The organism is Vibrio parahaemolyticus (assembly GCF_900460535.1).
GTDB classification, from domain to species: Bacteria; Pseudomonadota; Gammaproteobacteria; order Enterobacterales; family Vibrionaceae; genus Vibrio; species Vibrio parahaemolyticus.
The window spans coordinates 2,408,862-2,428,679 of sequence record NZ_UHIL01000001.1; the positions used below are offsets into that span (position 1 = coordinate 2,408,862).

General features: G+C 45.3%; 19 protein-coding genes and 1 tRNA gene. 15 read left to right on the plus strand and 5 right to left on the minus strand.

Annotated elements, in window-relative coordinates:
* Complete coding sequence (gene luxO, locus DYB02_RS12405; RefSeq protein WP_172462910.1) at positions 1 to 1,404, minus strand: quorum-sensing sigma-54 dependent transcriptional regulator LuxO; 1,404 nt, start codon at positions 1,402 to 1,404, stop codon at positions 1 to 3.
* Between the two features lie 288 nt (positions 1,405 to 1,692).
* The gene (uvrB, locus tag DYB02_RS12410; RefSeq protein ID WP_005494496.1) at positions 1,693 to 3,723 is read right to left on the minus strand and encodes an excinuclease ABC subunit UvrB; all 2,031 of its coding nucleotides are present in this window, start codon (positions 3,721 to 3,723) and stop codon (positions 1,693 to 1,695) included.
* Positions 3,724 to 4,310: 587 nt separating this feature from the next.
* Here uvrB and DYB02_RS12420 point away from each other — a divergent pair.
* The 10 genes from DYB02_RS12420 to DYB02_RS12465 all read left to right on the plus strand — a co-directional run bounded on the left by DYB02_RS12420 (position 4,311) and on the right by DYB02_RS12465 (position 12,750).
* A tRNA-Asn gene (locus DYB02_RS12420) sits at positions 4,311 to 4,386 on the plus strand.
* A 327-nt stretch (positions 4,387 to 4,713) separates the two neighbouring features.
* Entirely contained in the window at positions 4,714 to 5,292 is a 579-nt protein-coding gene (gene rsxA, locus DYB02_RS12425; RefSeq protein ID WP_005380762.1) for an electron transport complex subunit RsxA, read from the plus strand.
* Between the two features lie 3 nt (positions 5,293 to 5,295).
* A complete protein-coding gene (gene rsxB / locus DYB02_RS12430) occupies positions 5,296 to 5,892 on the plus strand; it encodes an electron transport complex subunit RsxB (RefSeq protein WP_005480813.1) in 597 nt (198 codons plus the stop codon).
* Positions 5,893 to 5,900: 8 nt separating this feature from the next.
* A complete protein-coding gene (gene rsxC, locus DYB02_RS12435) occupies positions 5,901 to 8,624 on the plus strand; it encodes an electron transport complex subunit RsxC (protein WP_061064927.1) in 2,724 nt (907 codons plus the stop codon).
* Positions 8,624 to 9,670 (plus strand): electron transport complex subunit RsxD, encoded by a 1,047-nt coding sequence (gene rsxD / locus DYB02_RS12440; protein ID WP_029806517.1) that lies wholly within the window; start codon positions 8,624 to 8,626, stop codon positions 9,668 to 9,670. The genes rsxC and rsxD overlap by 1 nt, the downstream gene beginning before the upstream one ends.
* Before the next feature lie 7 nt (positions 9,671 to 9,677).
* Positions 9,678 to 10,313 (plus strand): electron transport complex subunit RsxG, encoded by a 636-nt coding sequence (gene rsxG / locus DYB02_RS12445; RefSeq protein WP_005494487.1) that lies wholly within the window; start codon positions 9,678 to 9,680, stop codon positions 10,311 to 10,313.
* Positions 10,310 to 11,002 (plus strand): electron transport complex subunit E, encoded by a 693-nt coding sequence (locus DYB02_RS12450; RefSeq protein ID WP_005480817.1) that lies wholly within the window; start codon positions 10,310 to 10,312, stop codon positions 11,000 to 11,002. The genes rsxG and DYB02_RS12450 overlap by 4 nt, the downstream gene beginning before the upstream one ends.
* Before the next feature lie 79 nt (positions 11,003 to 11,081).
* Positions 11,082 to 11,723, plus strand: a complete 642-nt coding sequence (gene nth, locus DYB02_RS12455) for an endonuclease III (protein ID WP_005480814.1) — start codon at positions 11,082 to 11,084, stop codon at positions 11,721 to 11,723.
* 32 nt (positions 11,724 to 11,755) lie between these two features.
* Positions 11,756 to 12,172, plus strand: coding sequence for a lactoylglutathione lyase (gene gloA, locus DYB02_RS12460; RefSeq protein WP_005480812.1), 417 nt, complete (start codon positions 11,756 to 11,758; stop codon positions 12,170 to 12,172).
* Positions 12,173 to 12,315: 143 nt separating this feature from the next.
* Positions 12,316 to 12,750, plus strand: coding sequence for a DUF2753 domain-containing protein (locus DYB02_RS12465; protein ID WP_005490627.1), 435 nt, complete (start codon positions 12,316 to 12,318; stop codon positions 12,748 to 12,750).
* A 211-nt stretch (positions 12,751 to 12,961) separates the two neighbouring features.
* On the opposite strand, the gene motY is transcribed toward DYB02_RS12465, so the two are convergent.
* On the minus strand, positions 12,962 to 13,843 hold the full coding sequence (motY, locus tag DYB02_RS12470) for a flagellar protein MotY (RefSeq protein WP_005494483.1): 882 nt from the start codon (positions 13,841 to 13,843) through the stop codon (positions 12,962 to 12,964).
* 348 nt (positions 13,844 to 14,191) lie between these two features.
* Here motY and rnt point away from each other — a divergent pair, with 348 nt between their 5' ends.
* Positions 14,192 to 14,836, plus strand: coding sequence for a ribonuclease T (gene rnt, locus DYB02_RS12485; protein ID WP_005490636.1), 645 nt, complete (start codon positions 14,192 to 14,194; stop codon positions 14,834 to 14,836).
* A 28-nt stretch (positions 14,837 to 14,864) separates the two neighbouring features.
* Positions 14,865 to 16,190 carry a Na+/H+ antiporter family protein gene (locus DYB02_RS12490; RefSeq protein WP_005490613.1) on the plus strand — a complete coding sequence of 442 codons (1,326 nt, stop codon included), beginning with the start codon at positions 14,865 to 14,867 and terminating at the stop codon, positions 16,188 to 16,190.
* Between the two features lie 94 nt (positions 16,191 to 16,284).
* Here the strand turns inward: DYB02_RS12490 and DYB02_RS12495 are convergent, their stop codons facing one another.
* Complete coding sequence (locus DYB02_RS12495) at positions 16,285 to 16,914, minus strand: DsbA family protein (protein ID WP_005494474.1); 630 nt, start codon at positions 16,912 to 16,914, stop codon at positions 16,285 to 16,287.
* A gap of 75 nt (positions 16,915 to 16,989) precedes the next feature.
* Positions 16,990 to 17,325 (minus strand): Grx4 family monothiol glutaredoxin, encoded by a 336-nt coding sequence (locus DYB02_RS12500; protein ID WP_005494473.1) that lies wholly within the window; start codon positions 17,323 to 17,325, stop codon positions 16,990 to 16,992.
* 317 nt (positions 17,326 to 17,642) lie between these two features.
* Between DYB02_RS12500 and sodB the strand changes: the two genes are divergently transcribed.
* The 3 genes from sodB to DYB02_RS12515 all read left to right on the plus strand — a co-directional run bounded on the left by sodB (position 17,643) and on the right by DYB02_RS12515 (position 19,763).
* Positions 17,643 to 18,227: a superoxide dismutase [Fe] gene (gene sodB, locus DYB02_RS12505; protein WP_005485383.1), complete on the plus strand. Its 585-nt coding sequence runs from the start codon at positions 17,643 to 17,645 to the stop codon at positions 18,225 to 18,227.
* A 154-nt stretch (positions 18,228 to 18,381) separates the two neighbouring features.
* On the plus strand, positions 18,382 to 18,885 hold the full coding sequence (locus DYB02_RS12510) for a VC2046/SO_2500 family protein (RefSeq protein ID WP_005494471.1): 504 nt from the start codon (positions 18,382 to 18,384) through the stop codon (positions 18,883 to 18,885).
* Between the two features lie 134 nt (positions 18,886 to 19,019).
* A complete protein-coding gene (locus tag DYB02_RS12515; protein WP_025501844.1) occupies positions 19,020 to 19,763 on the plus strand; it encodes an SDR family oxidoreductase in 744 nt (247 codons plus the stop codon).
* The last annotated feature ends 55 nt before the right edge of the window (positions 19,764 to 19,818 follow it).

The window sequence follows — 19,818 nt, forward strand, 5'->3', positions numbered from 1 at the left end:
TTACACCTTCTGCCGCTCTTCTTTACCATTCCATGCTTGTAGTTTGCGGTAAATCGTTGACGGACTGACATCAAGATACCCAGCGGCTCTTGGAATATTGCCGTCACACGCCTCAATCGCTTGCTCAATCGCCATTTTCTCTGTCATCCATAGCGGCATGATCTCTGAAACAGTCATCGCTTTTGGCTCAATCAGTTTAGATACAGATGGCCTATCTAACGGTTGATTCAGCGGCGGTGGCAACATATCTAACGTAATTTCTTTGCCGTTGTTGAGCACCACGATATTGCGTAGTACGTTTTGTAGTTGTCGGACGTTACCCGGCCACTCATAACTGTTAAAGCGGTCAATCACTTCTTGAGAAAAGCGGACAAAGTTTTTGCCCTCTTCATGAGACATGTAGCCTAACAGTGAGTACGCAATTTCAATCACATCTTCACCACGTTCGCGAAGAGGCGGAAGATGCAAAGGAATCACGTATAAACGGTAGTATAAGTCTTCGCGGAAACGCCCTTCTTGAACTTCTTTCCAAGGGTCTCGGTTGGTCGCACAAACGAAGCGCACGTCCACACTCTTCATTTTTGAAGAACCCACTTTCTGGAACGTACCGGTTTGGATGAATCGCAATAATTTGGTTTGTAAGTCCAAATCCATTTCACACAATTCATCGAGGAACAACGTGCCACCATCGGCTAACTCAGCGGCACCTTGACGGTCATTTGCCGCACCAGTAAATGCCCCTTTTACGTGACCAAATAGTTCACTTTTAATTAAGTCTTTAGGTATGGCTGCACAGTTGATGGCAATAAACGGCTTATCACCACGTTTGCTTGCAGCGTGGATGGCTTCTGCGCATACCTCTTTACCCGTACCACTTTCACCAGTAATAAAGATACTCGCTTTACTGCTAGCGACAGAGTCAATGGTGCGATAGACCTGCTGCATGGTTTGGCTGCTGCCGATAAAACCTTGGTAATTCTGATTACCCGGATTATCTGCTTCATTTTTTAGTTTAGTTGCTTTTCGAATTGCGTTGTTGACCGTAACACGCAGACGGTCTGCTTCACACGGTTTGATCAAAAAGTCTTGAGAGCCATGACGCATCGCTTCTACCGCTGTATCGATAGAGCCATGAGCCGTCATGAAAATGATCGGCACATCTGGATGACTCTTTTTAACGGCATGCAAAACATCCATCCCCGTCATATCAGGCAGACGAAGATCAAGAAGAATAAGATCTGGAATTCGATGATTGAGACTTTCAATGGCATCTCTACCTGTACCGACAATATTAATGTCGATCCCTAACGGCGTGAGGTACGAGCGGTATAACGCCGCAACCGATGCTGTATCCTCAACCATCAGAAGGTAACGAGATTTTTGGCCTTCAGTTTTTTGTTGCATAACCTAGCTAATATTTTGTTGTGTTTTAAACAATAATCGCATTACGCTTTGCATTTTGCAAATAACATTAGCAAAGTTACGGTTAATGATAATAGAATCAAAAATGATATCAATAGGTTAAAAAGTGGCATAAAGCATGCTGATATATTAGCGACCCCTCGGGTCACCTAGCCAACTGACGTTGTTAGTGAACGATATGTTCACAAAACAAGCCAATAGACCCGACTGCCTATTGGCTTCTTTTTTGCCTATTCCAAGTATCTCTTTAGAAACAGCTTTTCGTGTTAACTAGCTATTCGCGATGAATTGCGCACGCAGTTTTTCTATTTCATCACGCTTCTCAGCCGCAAGCTCAAATTCCAGATCCTGAGCATGTTGGTACATCGCCGCTTCTAGTCGACTGATTTCCTTCTCCAATTGTTGTGGAGACATCACTTCGTAAGTTTGAGATGGTTCAGCCACTTTAGACAGTGGCACTTGCTTAGTATTGCGTTGACGTTTGGACTTAGTAATGTCGCCCAATTCCATAATATCCTTGATATTACGTTTTAACGCTTGCGGCGTAATGCCCATTTTCTCGTTGTACGCTTGCTGCTTCTCACGACGACGATTTGTTTCATCCATCGCTTTTTTCATCGATTTTGTAATGCTATCCGCATAGAGAATCGCTTTACCCTCAATGTTTCGTGCAGCACGACCTATCGTCTGAATGAGTGAACGTTCTGAACGCAAGAAACCTTCTTTGTCGGCATCCAAAATTGCCACCAGCGAGACTTCCGGCATATCCAAACCTTCTCGAAGCAAGTTGATACCCACTAAGACATCGAACTCACCTAAGCGCAAATCTCGAATGATCTCGACGCGCTCTACCGTGTCGATGTCTGAGTGAAGATAACGAACACGAACATCATGCTCATGCAGATATTCCGTTAAATCTTCCGCCATTCGTTTGGTCAGAGTCGTAACAAGAACACGTTCCTCTTTGGCGGCACGAATACGAATTTCAGACAATAGATCATCGACCTGAGTCGCGACTGGTCGAACTTCGAGTATTGGATCCAGCAAGCCGGTAGGACGCACGACTTGATCCGCAATTTCACCTGCCGATTTCTCTAGCTCATAATTGCCCGGCGTTGCCGAGACGAAAATAGTTTGCGGAGCAAGAGACTCAAATTCTTCAAATTTTAGAGGACGGTTGTCCAACGCCGATGGTAAGCGGAAACCAAACTCAACCAGAGTTTCTTTACGTGAACGGTCACCTTTATACATCGCACCAATCTGCGGTACAGTCACGTGGGACTCATCGATGATAAGCAAACCATCATGAGGCAAGTAATCGAACAAGGTTGGAGGCGGCTCACCCTCAGAACGACCACTGAGATAACGTGAGTAGTTTTCGATACCAGAGCAGAAACCGAGCTCATTCATCATCTCGATATCAAACTGTGTACGCTGGCTAATGCGCTGCTCTTCTATTAGCTTGTTATTCTCTAGTAATTGTTTCTTGCGTACTTCGAGCTCAACTTTGATGCTTTCTATCGCTTCGAGAATACGGTCGCGGGGCGTCACGTAGTGCGTTTTCGGGTAAATCGTGTAACGCGGCAAATCTCTTTGTTTCACGACACCCGTCAATGGGTCAAACACACTGATACAATCCACTTCATCATCAAACATTTCAACACGGACAGCATCTTGGTCAGACTCGGCTGGGAATATGTCAATCACTTCGCCGCGAACACGGAACTGACCGCGTTCAAAAGCGACATCATTACGCGAGTATTGGAGTTCCGCTAGGCGACGAAGCATGTCACGCTGATCGATCACGTCACCACGGCGTAAGTGCAGCATCATCTGTAAATACGACTCGGGATCACCCAAACCATAGATGGCCGAGACAGAAGCGACGATGATGGCATCTTTTCGTTCTAGTAAAGCTTTGGTGGCAGACAAACGCATTTGCTCAATGTGAGCGTTCACTGACGCATCTTTTTCAATAAAGGTGTCAGTTGTAGGTACGTACGCTTCTGGTTGGTAGTAGTCGTAGTAAGACACAAAATACTCGACCGCATTGTTAGGAAAGAACGATTTCATTTCCCCATACAACTGAGCCGCGAGGGTTTTATTTGGCGCCAGTAAAATTGCAGGACGCTGTGCTTGAGCAATCACATTCGCTAGCGTGAACGTTTTACCAGAACCCGTTACACCTAAAAGCGTCTGATGCGCCAACCCCGCATCTAAGCCTTCTAATAATTGCTTAATCGCGGTTGGCTGGTCACCTGATGGCTGATACTCAGAGACCAGTTCATAAACTTTACTCATACCCTTCCTCAATCTTTACTGCCTTTACTACGTTAGGCTGTGTTACCACTTCTGCGCTGTATATATATACACCTTAGTAAACGAAATCTATGCCTAAATGATTTTTCTCACTCATTGTTAATAATTTTTGTACTTTGTCTATATGGCTATAGCCTTATTCGAGTCGCTCTGATATAGTACTTCGCCCTAGTTGATAAACACTCCTCTAATATCAACTTATAGTTTCCACAACTTTTCCCCAAAACTTCTCTAAAAAGCTCGTTATCCCCAAAAGCTCATCTTTTATCCACTTTGAATATTTTACCCACTCACTCAATAAATCACTGTTTCATTTGCCTATTTTGCGCATAAAACTGACTAAAAATGCACACAAAACAAACCGCGTTGCATATGAGAGATCTTTACTCAGATCTCATCAACACACTTATCCACAATTTTAGTGGATAAGTAACTCTAGCCCTTTACTGGCAAGCACTACAAAAAAGTAAAGCGCTTTAAGCGCAATTTTTTCAAAAAAATGTATTTTTTTACTGTTGACACTAGTTTTAGTGCTCGGTAAGATTCTTCCCGCTTTCAAGCAAAGCAATTCCCCCTTAGTTCAGTCGGTAGAACGGCGGACTGTTAATCCGTATGTCGCAAGTTCAAGTCTTGCAGGGGGAGCCAAATTCAAGAAAAAAGCTCAGTTGAAAAACTGAGCTTTTTTCGTTTTTAATCGTCAAAAAATCTGCTTAAAATTTCTATCCACTTGCTAAGTATCAGAGGCCAACTCAATCGTTCATATGGGCCACTCAGGATTCGCGCACTTTTCGTTAGCTCTCATTCCCCCAACAAATTATTCACCAAACTATTAATTCCGATACAAATTCATCTATCTAACTCACATTGACGGTTATTTTTCAGCCGTGTGTATAAAACCACATCGTTCACTGGTTGTTATTGGTGTCACAAAACACGATAATATTGGGATCGGATTTTAAGAACGTAATAACTATGACCGAATATGTTTTGTTGTTGGTCGGCACTGTGCTGGTGAACAACTTTGTACTGGTGAAGTTTTTGGGCTTGTGTCCATTTATGGGCGTGTCTAAAAAACTGGAAACAGCAATAGGCATGGGGTTAGCAACCACTTTTGTGCTAACCCTCGCATCTGTGTGTGCGTACTTAGTGGAAAGCTATATCTTGCGACCGCTCGGTATCGAGTACTTAAGAACCATGAGCTTTATTTTGGTGATCGCTGTCGTGGTACAGTTCACCGAGATGGTTGTACACAAAACTAGCCCGACCCTTTATCGCTTGCTTGGTATCTTCTTACCGCTGATCACGACCAACTGTGCCGTATTGGGTGTTGCACTTCTCAACATCAATGAGAATCATAACTTCATCGAATCTATCATTTATGGTTTTGGTGCAGCCGTCGGTTTCTCGCTTGTATTGATCCTTTTTGCTTCTATGCGTGAGCGTATCGCTGCGGCTGACGTGCCTGTTCCATTTAAAGGTGCATCGATTGCAATGATCACTGCGGGTTTAATGTCGCTTGCTTTCATGGGCTTTACAGGTTTGGTGAAGTAAACAATGAGTACGATTTTAATTGCGATCATCGCACTCGCTGTGCTTGCTGCGATTTTTGGCGCCATTCTTGGTTTTGCTTCTATTCGTTTTAAAGTTGAAGCGGATCCTATCGTGGATCAAATCGACGCGATTCTTCCACAAACACAATGTGGCCAATGTGGTTATCCAGGCTGTCGACCATACGCAGAAGCGATTGCGAATGGAGACAACATCAATAAGTGTCCTCCCGGCGGTCAAGCAACCATCGAAAAACTCGCAGACTTAATGGGTGTGGAACCTGAAGAGTCGGCACACGATCTAGACAGCAAAGTACCGACCGTTGCCTTCATTCACGAAGATATGTGTATCGGTTGTACTAAGTGTATTCAAGCTTGTCCTGTTGATGCGATTGTTGGTGGGACAAAAGCCGTTCACACGGTCATCAAAGACGAATGTACAGGCTGCGATTTGTGTGTCGCGCCATGTCCAACCGATTGTATTGAAATGATTCCTGTGGAAACCACCACAGATAGCTGGAAGTGGCAACTTAACGCCATCCCAGTGGTTAACATTACGGATGCTGCCAGCGATGCAGCGAACGTGAAAGATTCAATTAAGTAAGGTTTCGTATGTTGTCTTTGATTGAACAAATTCGTACAGGCTCGCTTTGGGACTTCCCAGGCGGTGTGCATCCGGCAGAAAACAAAAAACAATCCAATAAAGCCGACTTAGTGCGAGCATCCATTCCCGCTGAAATCATTCTTCCGCTGAAACAGCACATTGGTAAAGCGGGTAACTTGTTGGTCTCTGTTGGTGAGCACGTTTTAAAAGGACAAGCTTTAACCCAATCAGAAACTGGGTTTACAGTGCCCGTACATGCGCCAACTTCTGGCACTATTACTGCCATCGAGCCTCGAACGGTGGCTCACCCTTCTGGTTTGAGCGAATTGTGCGCCGTCATCACTCCTGACGGCCAAGATACTTGGTGTGAAAAGTCACCTATCGCTGACTACACTCAAGAATCCGCCGATGCACTCATCGACATTATTCGCCTTGCTGGCATTTCAGGGATGGGTGGTGCTGGCTTCCCTACCGCGAAAAAGATCCAATCGGGCATTGCTCGTACAGAAATCCTGATTGTGAATGCAGCAGAATGTGAACCGTACATCACGGCCGATGACAAACTGATGCAGGAGCATGCCGAAGAGCTTATCCAGGGTATCGAAATTGTCGAACATATCCTTAAGCCAAAACTGACGATCATTGGTATCGAAGATAACAAACCAGATGCCATTAAAGCGTTGGAAAGTGCCGCGCTGAACAAGGACATTGTTATTCGAGTAATCCCGACGAAATACCCATCGGGCGGTGAAAAGCAGCTGATAAAGATTCTGACCAACAAGGAAGTTCCTAGCGGCTCTATCCCTGCAGATATTGGCATCTTGGTTCAAAACGTCGGTTCTTTATACTCAATTAAGCGCGCTATCATCGATGGCGAGCCAATGATCGAACGTGTCGTTACGTTAACAGGTAAAACCTTTAAACAGCCTCGAAACGTATGGGCGATCTTGGGTACCCCAGTTCAAGCACTGCTCGACGAATTCGGGTACAAAGCCGATAAAAAACTTCAGCGTTTGATCATGGGCGGACCAATGATGGGCTTTACCCTGCCCCACTCACAGGTTCCTATCACCAAAACGGCGAACTGTATTTTAGCTCCGACTCGTCACGAGATTTCAGCTCATCAATACGAGATGGAATGTATACGTTGTGGTCAATGTGCGGAAGCTTGTCCTGCATCTCTACTGCCACAGCAGCTTCAATGGCATGCCAAGGCCGAAGAATATGACAAGCTAGAAGAACTAAATCTAAAAGATTGTATCGAGTGTGGCGCTTGTGCGTTTGTTTGTCCAAGTGAAATTCCACTGGTGCAATATTACCGCCAAGCAAAAGCAGAAATTCGTACTCGAACTCAAGAAGCAGAAGCCGCAGAGCGTGCGAAACTGCGCTTCGAAGAGAAAAAAGCGCGTATGGAGCGCGAAAAAGCAGAACGTGAGAACCGCTTCAAGAAAGCCGCGGATGACCGTCGAAAAGAGATGAAGTCAACCGGTGGTGATGATGCGATCGCCGCAGCCATTGCTCGTGTTAAAGCACAAAAATCGAACGAAGAGAATAAAGCTGAGCCAGCAGTTAAACCTGCTGTCGCGGCTGCCATTGCCAAAGCAAAAGCGAAGCAAGCCGAAGCAGCAAAAGTTGGTGCAACTGAGCCTGACAACTCCGAAATGTCAAAACTGCGTGAAGAGCGCAAGCGTCTTGCTCGTGAACGTAAAGCAGAAAAAGAACAAAGCGAAACCCCTGCTAACAATGCTGATGACAAAAAGTCCGCAGTTGCTGCAGCAATCGCACGCGCGAAAGCGAAAAAAGCTCAGCAGGAAGAAAACGCATCTGAAGCGCCAGAAGATAAAAAAGCTGCAGTAGCCGCTGCTATTGCTCGAGCAAAAGCGCGCAAAGCACAACAAGAAACTGAATCGCAACCTGTTGAAGAAACAGCTTCTCAAGAGCTAACCGAAGATCCGAAGAAAGCTGCAGTCACTGCTGCTATCGCTCGTGCAAAAGCGCGTAAAGCACAACAAGAAACTGAATCTCAACCTGTTGAAGAAACAGCTTCTCAAGAGCCAACCGAAGATCCGAAGAAAGCCGCAGTTGCAGCCGCTATTGCTCGTGCAAAAGCGCGCAAAGCACCACAAGAAACTGAATCTCAACCTGTTGAAGAAACAGCTTCTCAAGAGCTTGGCGAAGATCCGAAGAAAGCCGCAGTTGCAGCCGCTATTGCTCGTGCAAAAGCGCGTAAAGCGCAACAAGAGACTGAATCTCAACCTGTTGAAGAAACTGCTTCTCAAGAGCCAACCGAAGATCCGAAGAAAGCCGCAGTTGCAGCCGCTATTGCTCGTGCAAAAGCGCGTAAAGCGCAACAAGAAACTGAATCGCAACCTGTTGAAGAAACTGCTTCTCAAGAGCCAACCGAAGATCCGAAGAAAGCCGCAGTTGCAGCCGCTATTGCTCGTGCAAAAGCGCGCAAAGCGCAACAAGAGACTGAATCGCAACCTGTTGAAGAAACTGCTTCTCAAGAGCCAACCGAAGATCCGAAGAAAGCCGCAGTTGCAGCCGCTATTGCTCGTGCAAAAGCGCGCAAAGCGCAACAAGAGACTGAATCTCAACCTGTTGAAGAAACTGCTTCTCAAGAGCCAACCGAAGATCCGAAGAAAGCCGCAGTCGCTGCTGCTATTGCTCGTGCAAAAGCGCGTAAAGCTCAACAAGACGCGAATAAAAATAATACCGAGGAGAACGAGTAATGTCGTTTTTTATTGCCAGTTCACCGCATGCGCATAGTCGTCGCAGCACGCCTGACTTAATGAAATGGGTAGCCTTATGTGCTATCCCTGGCTTGGCAGCGCAAACTTACTACTTTGGTTGGGGCACATTAATCCAGCTGATTTTTGCTATCGCCGTTGCAGTATCACTTGAAGCACTCGTGATGATCTGTCGTAAACGCTCGCCAATGAGAGCGTTACGAGACAACAGTGCAATTGTCACCGCATGGCTACTCGCCGTTGCCATTCCACCTTGGTCTCCGTGGTGGATCATAGTTATTGGTTTAATTTTTGCGATTGTGATTGCCAAACATCTTTATGGCGGCATTGGACAGAATCTCTTCAACCCAGCAATGGTCGCTTACGTTGTACTTTTGATTTCCTTCCCGGTTCAAATGACCAGTTGGAGTGCACCAACACAGTTGATTCCAGACCATGTGAATTTCGCAGATACCCTCTCTTTGATTTTCACTGGTTTTGATTATGACGGTCTTTCATTGCAACAAGTTCGTGCTGGTGTTGATGGTGTAACAATGGCAACTCCACTGGATGCCTTTAAAACAGGTATTCACACGGGAGCAACCCCTAGTGAAGTGCTTTCACAGCCGATCTTTGGTGGCTTGGCTGGCATCGGCTGGCAGTGGGTGAACATAGCCTACCTGATTGGCGGCTTAGTGATGATCAAAAAACGCATCATTCAGTGGTACATTCCAGCAGGCTTCCTCACGAGTTTGACTCTGTTTAGCCTTATTTTCAGCGTTATCACGCCGGGAGAGACGGCTTCGCCAATCTTCCATCTGCTGTCAGGCGCAACCATGCTAGGTGCGTTCTTTATTGCGACAGATCCAGTATCGGCATCTACCACAGTAAAGGGTCGCCTTATTTTTGGTGCGCTGATCGGTGCTCTTGTCTTTATTATTCGTAGTTGGGGCGGCTTCCCTGATGGCGTCGCCTTTGCGGTTCTTTTAGCCAACATGTGCGTTCCGCTTATCGACTACTACACCAAACCTAGAACTTACGGCCACTGAGGTAAACATGTTAACCGCAATTAGAAAAAATGGTCTGACACTGGCGATCTTTGCTTGCGCCACAACAGGTTTGGTCGCGTTGACTCAGTACTTAACCGAAGATCAAATCAAGCTTCAGGAACAAAAGCAGCTACTTTCAGTGCTTAATCAAGTAATTCCTGAAACGATGCACGACAACGCATTAACTCAATCATGCACGTTGGTGACGTCTCCAGAGCTTGGCACGATGCACGCAATGCCTACCTACATTGCCACCAAAAATGGCGAGCCAACAGCCATCGCCATTGAGTCGATTGCACCAGATGGCTATAACGGTGAAATCAAAGTCATCACAGGTATCGATAATCAAGGTAAGATTTTAGGTACGCGCGTACTTAGCCATCAAGAAACACCGGGGCTAGGCGATAAAATAGATCTTCGCGTTACCAGTTGGATTCTTGGCTTCACGGGTAAGCAAGTCACCGAAGATAATTGGAATTCTTGGAAAGTTCGTAAAGATGGTGGAGACTTTGATCAGTTTACTGGCGCTACCATTACGCCTCGAGCTGTCGTCAAAGCAGTCAGAAACACCGTAAACTACGTAAATCAATCTCGTGATGAGATTCTCAGCCAGCCACTAAACTGCGCAGGAGACAATCAATGAGCGAAAACAAACAATTGATGAAGAACGGCATGTGGAGCAACAACCCAGCATTGGTTCAGCTGCTCGGTTTATGTCCTCTACTCGCCGTTTCATCGACGATCACCAACGCGCTGGGGCTTGGTATTGCCACATTACTGGTACTAGTGGGGTCTAACGTAACGGTTTCACTGATCCGTAACTATGTTCCTAAAGAGATCCGAATTCCGGTTTTCGTTATGATCATTGCGTCACTCGTAACCTGCGTCCAGCTACTAATGAATGCTTACGCTTACGGATTGTACCTATCACTGGGTATCTTTATCCCGTTGATCGTAACCAACTGTATCATCATCGGTCGCGCCGAAGCTTACGCTTCAAAAAATGATGTGCTTCCTGCCGCATTGGACGGCTTATGGATGGGACTGGGCATGACCAGTGTGCTAGTTGTGTTGGGCTCAATGCGCGAGCTTATCGGCAACGGCACATTGTTTGACGGCGCAGACTTGCTATTGGGTGACTGGGCTGCAGCGCTGCGCATTCAAGTATTCCAATTTGATAGCAGCTTCTTATTAGCACTATTACCACCAGGTGCTTTCATCGGTGTAGGACTTTTGATTGCGTTGAAAAATGTTATCGACAGCTCAATTCAGGCTCGTCAGCCGAAAGAAGAAAAACCGGCCATTGAGCGTGCTCGCGTAACTAACGCATAATATAAGAATTCTAAAATCAAGGCTCTACCACTCGTAGGGCCTTTTTCATAAACCGCAAAGACGGGTTTGGAAGTCAGCAATGAACAAAGAAAAAAGAATAGAAATTCTGGAACGATTAAGAGAAAACAACCCCAATCCTGAAACGGAACTGAACTGGAGCTCTCCATTTGAGTTACTCATCGCTGTGCTACTTTCAGCGCAAGCGACCGATGTTAGTGTCAACAAAGCCACTGACAAACTCTTCCCCGTTGCGAATACGCCACAAAGTATTCTCGATTTGGGTGTCGATGGTTTGAAGGAATACATCAAAACCATTGGCCTGTTTAACTCAAAAGCAGAAAACACCATCAAAACCTGTAAGATCTTATTAGAAAAACATAATGGCGAAGTGCCTGAAGATCGCGACGCTCTTGAAGCTCTTCCAGGAGTCGGCCGTAAGACCGCCAATGTCGTGCTCAACACCGCATTTGGTTGGCCAACCATTGCTGTCGATACGCACATTTATCGCGTTTCGAATCGTACTAAGTTTGCGATGGGAAAAACGGTAGATGATGTCGAACAAAAACTATTAAAAGTGGTACCAAAAGAGTTCAAACTCGATGTACACCACTGGTTAATTCTTCATGGTCGCTACACTTGTTTAGCGAGAAAGCCTCGCTGTGGAAGCTGCATTATTGAAGATTTGTGCGAATATAAAGAGAAAGTATACCCAGATAGTTAACGCTATCTGAAAACAGAAGCTAGGAGCTAAAAATGTCAAACGGTCGAATTCTACACACTATGCTTCGCGTAGGTGATCTAGACAAATCAATCAAATTTTATACTGAAGTCATGGGCATGCAGTTGCTTCGTACCAACGAAAACAAAGAGTACGAATACACACTTGCCTTTGTTGGTTACGGTGATGAATCCCAAGGTGCCGTGATTGAACTGACTTACAACTGGGGTAAGACAGAATATGACCTAGGCACAGCATTTGGTCATATTGCAATTGGCGTAGACGACATCTACGCAACATGTGATGCAATCAAAGCCGCAGGCGGTAACGTTACTCGCGAAGCGGGCCCAGTGAAAGGTGGTACAACACACATCGCCTTTGTAAAAGATCCTGATGGTTACATGATTGAGCTTATCCAGAACAAACAAGCTTCTGCGGGTCTAGAAGGCTAGTTCATCTGATTCACTTGCATTGCAAGTCGAACCTCAATTACAGGCAGGTCTGCGATCTGCCTGTCCTTTTGTAAACAAACTACTTTACTTGATAATAATTATCGTTTAGATTCATCCCAAATTCGATACGTGGGACAACGATAATGATCAGTGAATGGGAAAAACACACACTCCTAGCCGATACTGCCCTGCAACTAGATGATCCTGTACGCAGCATTCTTCACTATCAACAAGCTTTAAGCTTAAGTGAAGACATTAGTGAATGCGTGGAAATTGAAGCAGACGAACGCCTTTTGATTTCTGTAATCTCTTGTCACAACCTCGCGCAATTTTGGCGCTGGGCTGGTGATACCGAATACGAACTCAAATATCTTCAGCTGGCATCTGAAAAAGTGCTCACACTTATTCCCCAATGCCCAAACCAGAATTGCGCGAGCTTTATTGACTCCATCGGCTGTTGCACAAAAGCACTTATCGATTTTATGAAGCGTCATCCAAACCCAGCAATTGCGAAACAAGTAGAGAAGATCGATACCGCAACCAATTGCGAAGTGATCGCTAAGTTTCGTTTAAATTAATGAGCAAAGGTCGAAAATAAGCTGACCTCATCACTTGGAAATGACTCAACGAAAGTTATTCGACAGTAAGTAGATACTCACTAACATATACAAAGTAAGACTTGAGCGTTTTCGATGCTCTTACTTAATTTACAAGCTAACAACGTCAATATACAAAAACGCCGGAGATTATTTCTCCGGCGTTTTTTATGTAAGCATGCTTTACTACGGCCTAAACTTGAGTTCGACCTAAAGAGATGACTACACGACGGTTCTTGTCTTTACCAATCGGCGTGCCATTATCAGCAATAGGTCGGCGCTTGCCATAACCCTGCACTTGAATACGATCCTCTGGCAAACCCAGTGATTCAAAGTAAGTACGTAGAGACTCTGCTCGTCGCTCCGATAGGCTCTGGCTTTCGCTCTTACCATCGGTTGAATCAGTGTATGTCGCCACCAGCACGAGGTCGATATCTTGATTGTGACGCACATAATCAGCAATCTGAGCAAGACGCTTTTTAGACGCTTTCGTCAGTTGGTCACCCTGACGTTCGTAATGCAAAATCGTAAACGCAATATCTTCGAAACTGTACTTCAACAAGTTGGCGATACAATCACTAAACGCATTGTACTTACTTTGGAATAATACGGATGACAACGCGACTTCAATTCGTTGATCGCGACTTTGCCAATCTTGATAGCTGAATGTTGGGTAACGGCCTTTCTCTAATTCAGATAAAATACCCCAAGCAGTTTGCCCACCGACATACCCATCAAACTGTTTGAAAAACTTCAGATTCGTGATGCGGTCGGCGTGCTCACCCGGTCGCCAAGGCGGTGGCATTGAGATCAAGCTGACATTGCGTGTTTCACCCATAGGGCGACGCATCTTAAGTTCAAAATCCAAATTGATTTTTTTACTCGCACGCGACGAAAACACCGCATCACCAAAGCTTGGAATTGGATGCACAAGCTGACATTCCAAAGGAGTATTTACCACCATTTCCCATTGTGATTGCTGCGGAGTAGCGACATAACGCTTGCCCATCACCGCGTAACTGTTTGCGCTAAGCAGTGAAAGCATGACACCACTGGTTATCAGCCATTTATTCATCTAGTACAATCTCTCAAACGGCAGTCTTTTGCCGTTAATTGGAATCATTAAAACTACAACGATTGTCATGCAAAAATCCCGCCAATGCTCTAACTTTCTTGGTGAGAGTATCAAAATGAACGATTCTAGCTCTGATTTCTCCCACAAATGCCGCTAAATCGTATCTATTCCCGAGTTAAATATGCACCTGCGTGATACAAAAATCGGTACTTGTGCTCTTTATCTCAAGCGCCGCGCGAGCTTATTGATTAGATGGAAAATAGAATTCCGTTTTTCTCCGAAATTGCGGTTTTTCTCATCGATATAATCTGCAATAATGCAGCCTTCGTCACACAAAAATAAGCCAACATGACAATAGAAAATGAAGCCCTAACCCTGAAAAAGCGTTTTCGTGGTTATTTCCCTGTGGTTGTTGACGTTGAGACCGCTGGTTTCAATGCTCAAACCGATGCACTTTTAGAAATCTGCGCCGTCACCCTTCGTATGGATGAAGAAGGCGTTCTGCATCCAGCCTCCACTATTCATTTTCATATTGAACCTTTTGAAGGCGCGAATTTAGAGAAAGAAGCGCTTGAGTTTAATGGTATTCGTGACCCTTTCAGCCCGTTACGCGGTGCAGTTTCTGAACAAGAAGCATTAAAAGAAATTTATAAGCTGATTCGTAAAGAACAAAAAGCATCTGATTGCTCACGTGCAATAATGGTTGCACATAACGCCGCTTTCGACTTAAGTTTTGTTAATGCAGCAAACGAACGCTGCAAGTTAAAAAGAGTCCCTTTTCATCCCTTTGCTACTTTTGACACCGCCACATTAAGCGGCCTTGCTTATGGTCAAACTGTTCTCGCTAAAGCATGCAAAACGGCAGGGATGGAATTCGACAATCGTGAAGCGCACTCTGCCCTTTACGATACACAAAAAACTGCAGAGTTATTCTGTGGCATCGTGAACAAATGGAAGGCCCTCGGCGGTTGGCCGCTTGTTAACGAAGAATAATAAGTAAACACAACATATTGGGAATAGTATGAATCCTGTCGTTATCTCAGTTTGCGTCATGCTCGTGTTAGCATTGATGCGTGTAAACGTGGTGGTCGCCCTCACGTTTAGTGCCATTGTTGGTGGCCTTGTTGCGGGAATGAGCTTAGGCGATACCGTAGCGGCTTTCGAAAGTGGCTTAGGTGGCGGTGCAACGATTGCACTTAGCTACGCTATGCTTGGCACATTCGCCGTTGCCATTTCTAAATCTGGTATCACTGACCTGCTCGCAAAAAGCGTGATTAAACGCCTAAACGGCAAAGAAAGTGCGGCATCGACTACTGGCCTTAAATACGCTGTATTAGTGGCGTTAGTGCTCGTAACCATGTCTTCTCAGAACGTAATTCCTGTTCATATCGCCTTTATTCCAATTTTGATTCCACCTCTTTTGGGCGTATTTGCGAAGCTTAAACTGGATCGTCGCTTAATTGCGTGTGTGCTGACTTTTGGTCTGATTACACCTTACATGGTACTTCCTGTTGGTTTTGGCGGCATCTTCTTAAACAACATCTTGCTAAAAAACCTGCATGACAACGGTTTAGAGAACGTTGTCGCAAGCCAAGTACCAACCGCAATGTTGCTTCCTGGCGCAGGCATGATTTTTGGTTTGCTACTGGCAATTTTTGTTAGTTACCGAAAACCTCGTGAGTATAAAGAAACAGAACTGACGGTGGTTCACGAAACCGACCACAGCATTAACAAACAGCACATCCTAGTGGCTGCACTTGGTATTATTGCCGCGCTTGGTGTTCAGCTTTACACCGGCTCAATGATCATCGGTGCTCTTGCTGGTTTTATGGTGTTCACGTTTGGTGGCGTTATCGCGTGGAAGGAAACCCACGACGTATTCACCAAAGGCGTTCACATGATGGCGATGATCGGCTTTATCATGATCGCAGCCGCGGGTTTTGCAGCGGTAATGAAACAAACCGGTGGCGTAGAAACCCTAGTTCAGTCACTGTCTACAAGTATTGGTGACAACAAACCGCTTGCTGCGCTACTTATGCTGGTTGTTGGTCTATTGGTAACCATGGGTATTGGTTCTTCATTCTCGACGATTCCAATTCTTGCAACCATCTACGTCCCGCTTTCTTTGGCATTTGGTTTCTCGCCAATGGCAACGATCGCATTAGTAGGTACAGCTGCAGCGCTAGGTGATGCTGGCTCTCCTGCATCCGACTCAACATTGGGCCCAACTTCTGGCCTAAATGCTGACGGCCAGCACGAACACATTTGGGAAACGGTTGTTCCAACCTTCATCCACTACAATATCCCACTGATCATCTTCGGTTGGATCGCTGCAATGGTGCTTTAGTATCAAGTTTTCTAACAGAAAAGACTGATACCTTTGCTAACAAAAAAACCGCTCGATATGAGCGTTTTTTTTAATTCAATCGAAAACGAAGCCACTATTGCGCTGGCATGTTTTCGATAATACGTTCACGAATCAACTTAAGCGTTGGCTCGGTCGATAGGTAATCCACCTCAATTGGGAAATACGCATCGTTGATTTGCAGCACCAAACTAGGGTAAGAGTTAACACCCAAACTTTTCGCTAAACTCAGTTGGTCTTGGAATACACCTTCCAATAACGTGCCATCCATATCATTTTTAAACTGCTGCACATTCAAGCCAATCTCTTTCGCTAATTGAAGATGCGTTGCTTCTTCATGAGGCGGCATTGCACGTAGATAATAGGCGTGCTGAATCGCTTCGAGCATTTGCTCATACGAATCTTGAAATCCCGCGGCGATAACAGCGCGGCATGATTGATACGTACTTCTCACTGGTGTGCACAGTTTCCAGAAATCGTAATTAAACTTGGTGCCTAGCTGAGTTTCGATTTGCTTCCAAATCCCCTCAAGCTTTTGTTGCATTTCTGGCGGCATTGGCAAATTAGTATCTGGTGCAAGCCCACCCACCACATACTCAAACTGAATCACACCTGGCAGTTGTTGTTTTAGTTTTTCGATGGTTGGTTTGTATCCCCAGCACCAACTGCACATAGGGTCATGTACGTAGTAAAGCTTTATGTTCATTCCACTAACCTAAAAAAGAAAAAGGAGCCAATGCGGCTCCCTCGTATTCTATCGCCAAATGTGAGTATTTACGAATTACTCAGCTTGACCTTCAGCGCGTGCTGCAGCTTCTTTGATTAGAGGCTGAAGTTCACCCTTCTGGAACATTTCCAGAATGATGTCACAACCACCAATTAGCTCACCTTCAACCCATAGTTGTGGGAACGTTGGCCATTGTGCGTATTTTGGTAGCTCAGCGCGGATGTCTGGGTTTTGTAGAATGTCTACGTAAGCGAACTTCTCGCCACATGCCATTAGCGCTTGTGATGCTTGAGAAGAGAAACCACAGCTTGGCAGTTTCGGTGAGCCTTTCATGTACAGCAGGATTGAGTTTTCAGAGATCTGCTGTTTGATTTTGTCGATAGTTTCCATCGCTTCCTCATTCATGGATGTGAACTTGTTTATTTGCCACATTCTACTCAATAACGACAGAATAAAAACCATATAATTGATACGGTTTATACTGAGATGATTTAAAAGCAAAAAGTTTGACCGCTTACTACCACTTCGTTGGTAAGTGGACGAGCATGAACAACACTTAGCATCTCAAAATATTTTCATATCGGGGTTTTAATAAAGTAAAAACTTGCTAAAATACCTAGCAAGTCAGCCGTAAAGGCTACATAGCTATAAAAAAACACTGGAAGCAATCGAAAGGTTAACCTTTCATATCAATGGAGAATCGAGTAATGGCATTTGAACTACCAGCTCTTCCTTACGCGAAAGACGCACTAGAACCACACATCTCAGCAGAGACTCTAGACTACCACCACGGTAAGCACCACAACACTTACGTTGTTAAGCTTAACGGTCTTATCCCTGGTACTGAGTTCGAAGGCAAAACTCTAGAAGAGATCATCAAGACTTCTACTGGTGGCGTATTCAACAACGCAGCGCAAATCTGGAACCACACGTTCTACTGGCACTGTCTTGCTCCAAACGCGGGCGGCGAACCAACTGGCGCAGTTGCAGACGCAATCAACGCAGCATTCGGTTCTTTCGAAGAATTCAAAGCGAAGTTCACTGACGCAGCAATCAACAACTTCGGTTCTTCATGGACTTGGCTAGTTAAGAAAGCTGACGGTTCTCTAGAAATCGTTAACACTTCTAACGCAGCAACGCCACTAACAGAAGAAGGTACTACTCCACTTCTAACTGTTGACCTATGGGAACACGCGTACTACATCGATTACCGCAACGTACGTCCTGATTACATGAACGGCTTCTGGGCTCTTGTAAACTGGGACTTCGTAGCTGAGAACCTAGCGAAGTAATTGACTTCCCCCTAGTTCAATTTAGTCTTATTTTAAAAGCTCGCTGAATCAGCGAGCTTTTTCTTTTCTCGCTTAAAAATACCCATTTAATCTCTTCTTTTTCCTAAAGTTCTTCTTTGATGCGCCGTTATAAAAGCATCTCAAGAGGAACATCATGCAAATTCATACGTTAGACAAAGCAGCAATTATCAACGAAATTCAGTTCGGCAACGGTATCAACCATGCTGTTCACGAAGGTCGTCGTGCCGATTTTTCGCTGATTTTGTCTATGTTCTCAAACGATGTTCGAGATGTCGTACCGGTTGAAGAAATTAAAGAAACGGCCACAAGCGACGAGATTCTTCGTCAACAGTTTGGGCTCTCTCAGCCTCAAGCTTTGCGCTCCGATAGCAGCAGCTACGAGCTCGCCGCATTACAAGCGAAACAATTCCATAATGCGGGTCTGCCATCTGCAAAGTTAAGCCACTACCTAAAACCAGACGCCCTAACCTACTTGCCAGAAGATACGTTCGATCTTCCTGAAGACGTTTATCATAATTTGTCAGGCCACGAGCGCCGAACTTTAGGTGAGCGCAACAAGAGCCTTATCCCTGATGCGGGCCTCTACAATCAGCTAGTGACGGCTCAACGTCAGTATCAGATCCAAGCTCAAGCATAGAGATCAGCTTTTCATCCAACAGCTTGCAGTATCAACACGTCAGAAATGTGACGCCTTACAAATTACCGCACAATAGTCCTTACTCGAAAGCGTTAGTTTGAAGCCTTTCACACTGAGCTCAACGAATTTCAACCATGCTGATAGCACAAACCACTGGTGTATTGTTTTTCACACATGGATACAGTGAAGGTGCTATGGATATTAAAGAATCAATCATTCTCGTCACATCTGCGGGTTCGGTCATCGGAAGAACGTGCTCCAGCCATTTCGCTCATCTCGGAGCGACGTTGATCCTGTGTGACCAAAATTCAAGCGCCCTAAAGGCGAGTTATGATCAGATCCGCGCATTTACCGACAAAGTCTATGCAATGAATGTGTGTAGTGATAACCCCACATCCATAAACCTATTGTTTGATCAGATCGAATCGCAGCTCAGAGCAACGCCAGATGTTATTGTTAATTGTTGGACGAGCTCACCGATGCCAAGCCTAATGGCGCCAGAACCAATGAGTATCTATATCGACCACCTTTCTTCCGCAGCACGTTTTCTCTATACCTACGGGCAAGTCGGCGCAGAACGATTTAGAGCGCGCAATAAAAAAGGCGTGATCGTGAATGTCATTTCGCATGATAACCACGAAGATCTGACTGGTGTTGAAAGCATGGCGGCTTTGGTGTCTGGCTTTACGCACAGCTGGGCAAAAGAGCTCACCCCTTTCAATATCCGCGTCGGCGGCGTGATTCCCTCTGTCAGTCATACACGAGAGGATCTTGACGAAAGGCACTGGGCAGAGATCCAAGACGAACTGGTCCGTAACACAGCGTACATCGTCGCGAATGAATACTTCAGTGGCCGAGTAGTTGCGACCGAAGTGTAAACATACACCATTGCTCTGTGTTTCCCGGCTCCGATGTAAGCAACCTCCGATACCT

Coding starts and splice junctions, on each gene's coding strand:
- luxO (WP_172462910.1), bottom strand. CDS start 1,404: ATGCAACAAAAAACTGAAGGCCAAAAATCTCGTTACCTTCTGATGGTT.
- uvrB (WP_005494496.1), bottom strand. CDS start 3,723: ATGAGTAAAGTTTATGAACTGGTCTCTGAGTATCAGCCATCAGGTGAC.
- rsxA (WP_005380762.1), top strand. CDS start 4,714: ATGACCGAATATGTTTTGTTGTTGGTCGGCACTGTGCTGGTGAACAAC.
- rsxB (WP_005480813.1), top strand. CDS start 5,296: ATGAGTACGATTTTAATTGCGATCATCGCACTCGCTGTGCTTGCTGCG.
- rsxC (WP_061064927.1), top strand. CDS start 5,901: ATGTTGTCTTTGATTGAACAAATTCGTACAGGCTCGCTTTGGGACTTC.
- rsxD (WP_029806517.1), top strand. CDS start 8,624: ATGTCGTTTTTTATTGCCAGTTCACCGCATGCGCATAGTCGTCGCAGC.
- rsxG (WP_005494487.1), top strand. CDS start 9,678: ATGTTAACCGCAATTAGAAAAAATGGTCTGACACTGGCGATCTTTGCT.
- DYB02_RS12450 (WP_005480817.1), top strand. CDS start 10,310: ATGAGCGAAAACAAACAATTGATGAAGAACGGCATGTGGAGCAACAAC.
- nth (WP_005480814.1), top strand. CDS start 11,082: ATGAACAAAGAAAAAAGAATAGAAATTCTGGAACGATTAAGAGAAAAC.
- gloA (WP_005480812.1), top strand. CDS start 11,756: ATGTCAAACGGTCGAATTCTACACACTATGCTTCGCGTAGGTGATCTA.
- DYB02_RS12465 (WP_005490627.1), top strand. CDS start 12,316: ATGATCAGTGAATGGGAAAAACACACACTCCTAGCCGATACTGCCCTG.
- motY (WP_005494483.1), bottom strand. CDS start 13,843: ATGAATAAATGGCTGATAACCAGTGGTGTCATGCTTTCACTGCTTAGC.
- rnt (WP_005490636.1), top strand. CDS start 14,192: ATGACAATAGAAAATGAAGCCCTAACCCTGAAAAAGCGTTTTCGTGGT.
- DYB02_RS12490 (WP_005490613.1), top strand. CDS start 14,865: ATGAATCCTGTCGTTATCTCAGTTTGCGTCATGCTCGTGTTAGCATTG.
- DYB02_RS12495 (WP_005494474.1), bottom strand. CDS start 16,914: ATGAACATAAAGCTTTACTACGTACATGACCCTATGTGCAGTTGGTGC.
- DYB02_RS12500 (WP_005494473.1), bottom strand. CDS start 17,325: ATGGAAACTATCGACAAAATCAAACAGCAGATCTCTGAAAACTCAATC.
- sodB (WP_005485383.1), top strand. CDS start 17,643: ATGGCATTTGAACTACCAGCTCTTCCTTACGCGAAAGACGCACTAGAA.
- DYB02_RS12510 (WP_005494471.1), top strand. CDS start 18,382: ATGCAAATTCATACGTTAGACAAAGCAGCAATTATCAACGAAATTCAG.
- DYB02_RS12515 (WP_025501844.1), top strand. CDS start 19,020: ATGCTGATAGCACAAACCACTGGTGTATTGTTTTTCACACATGGATAC.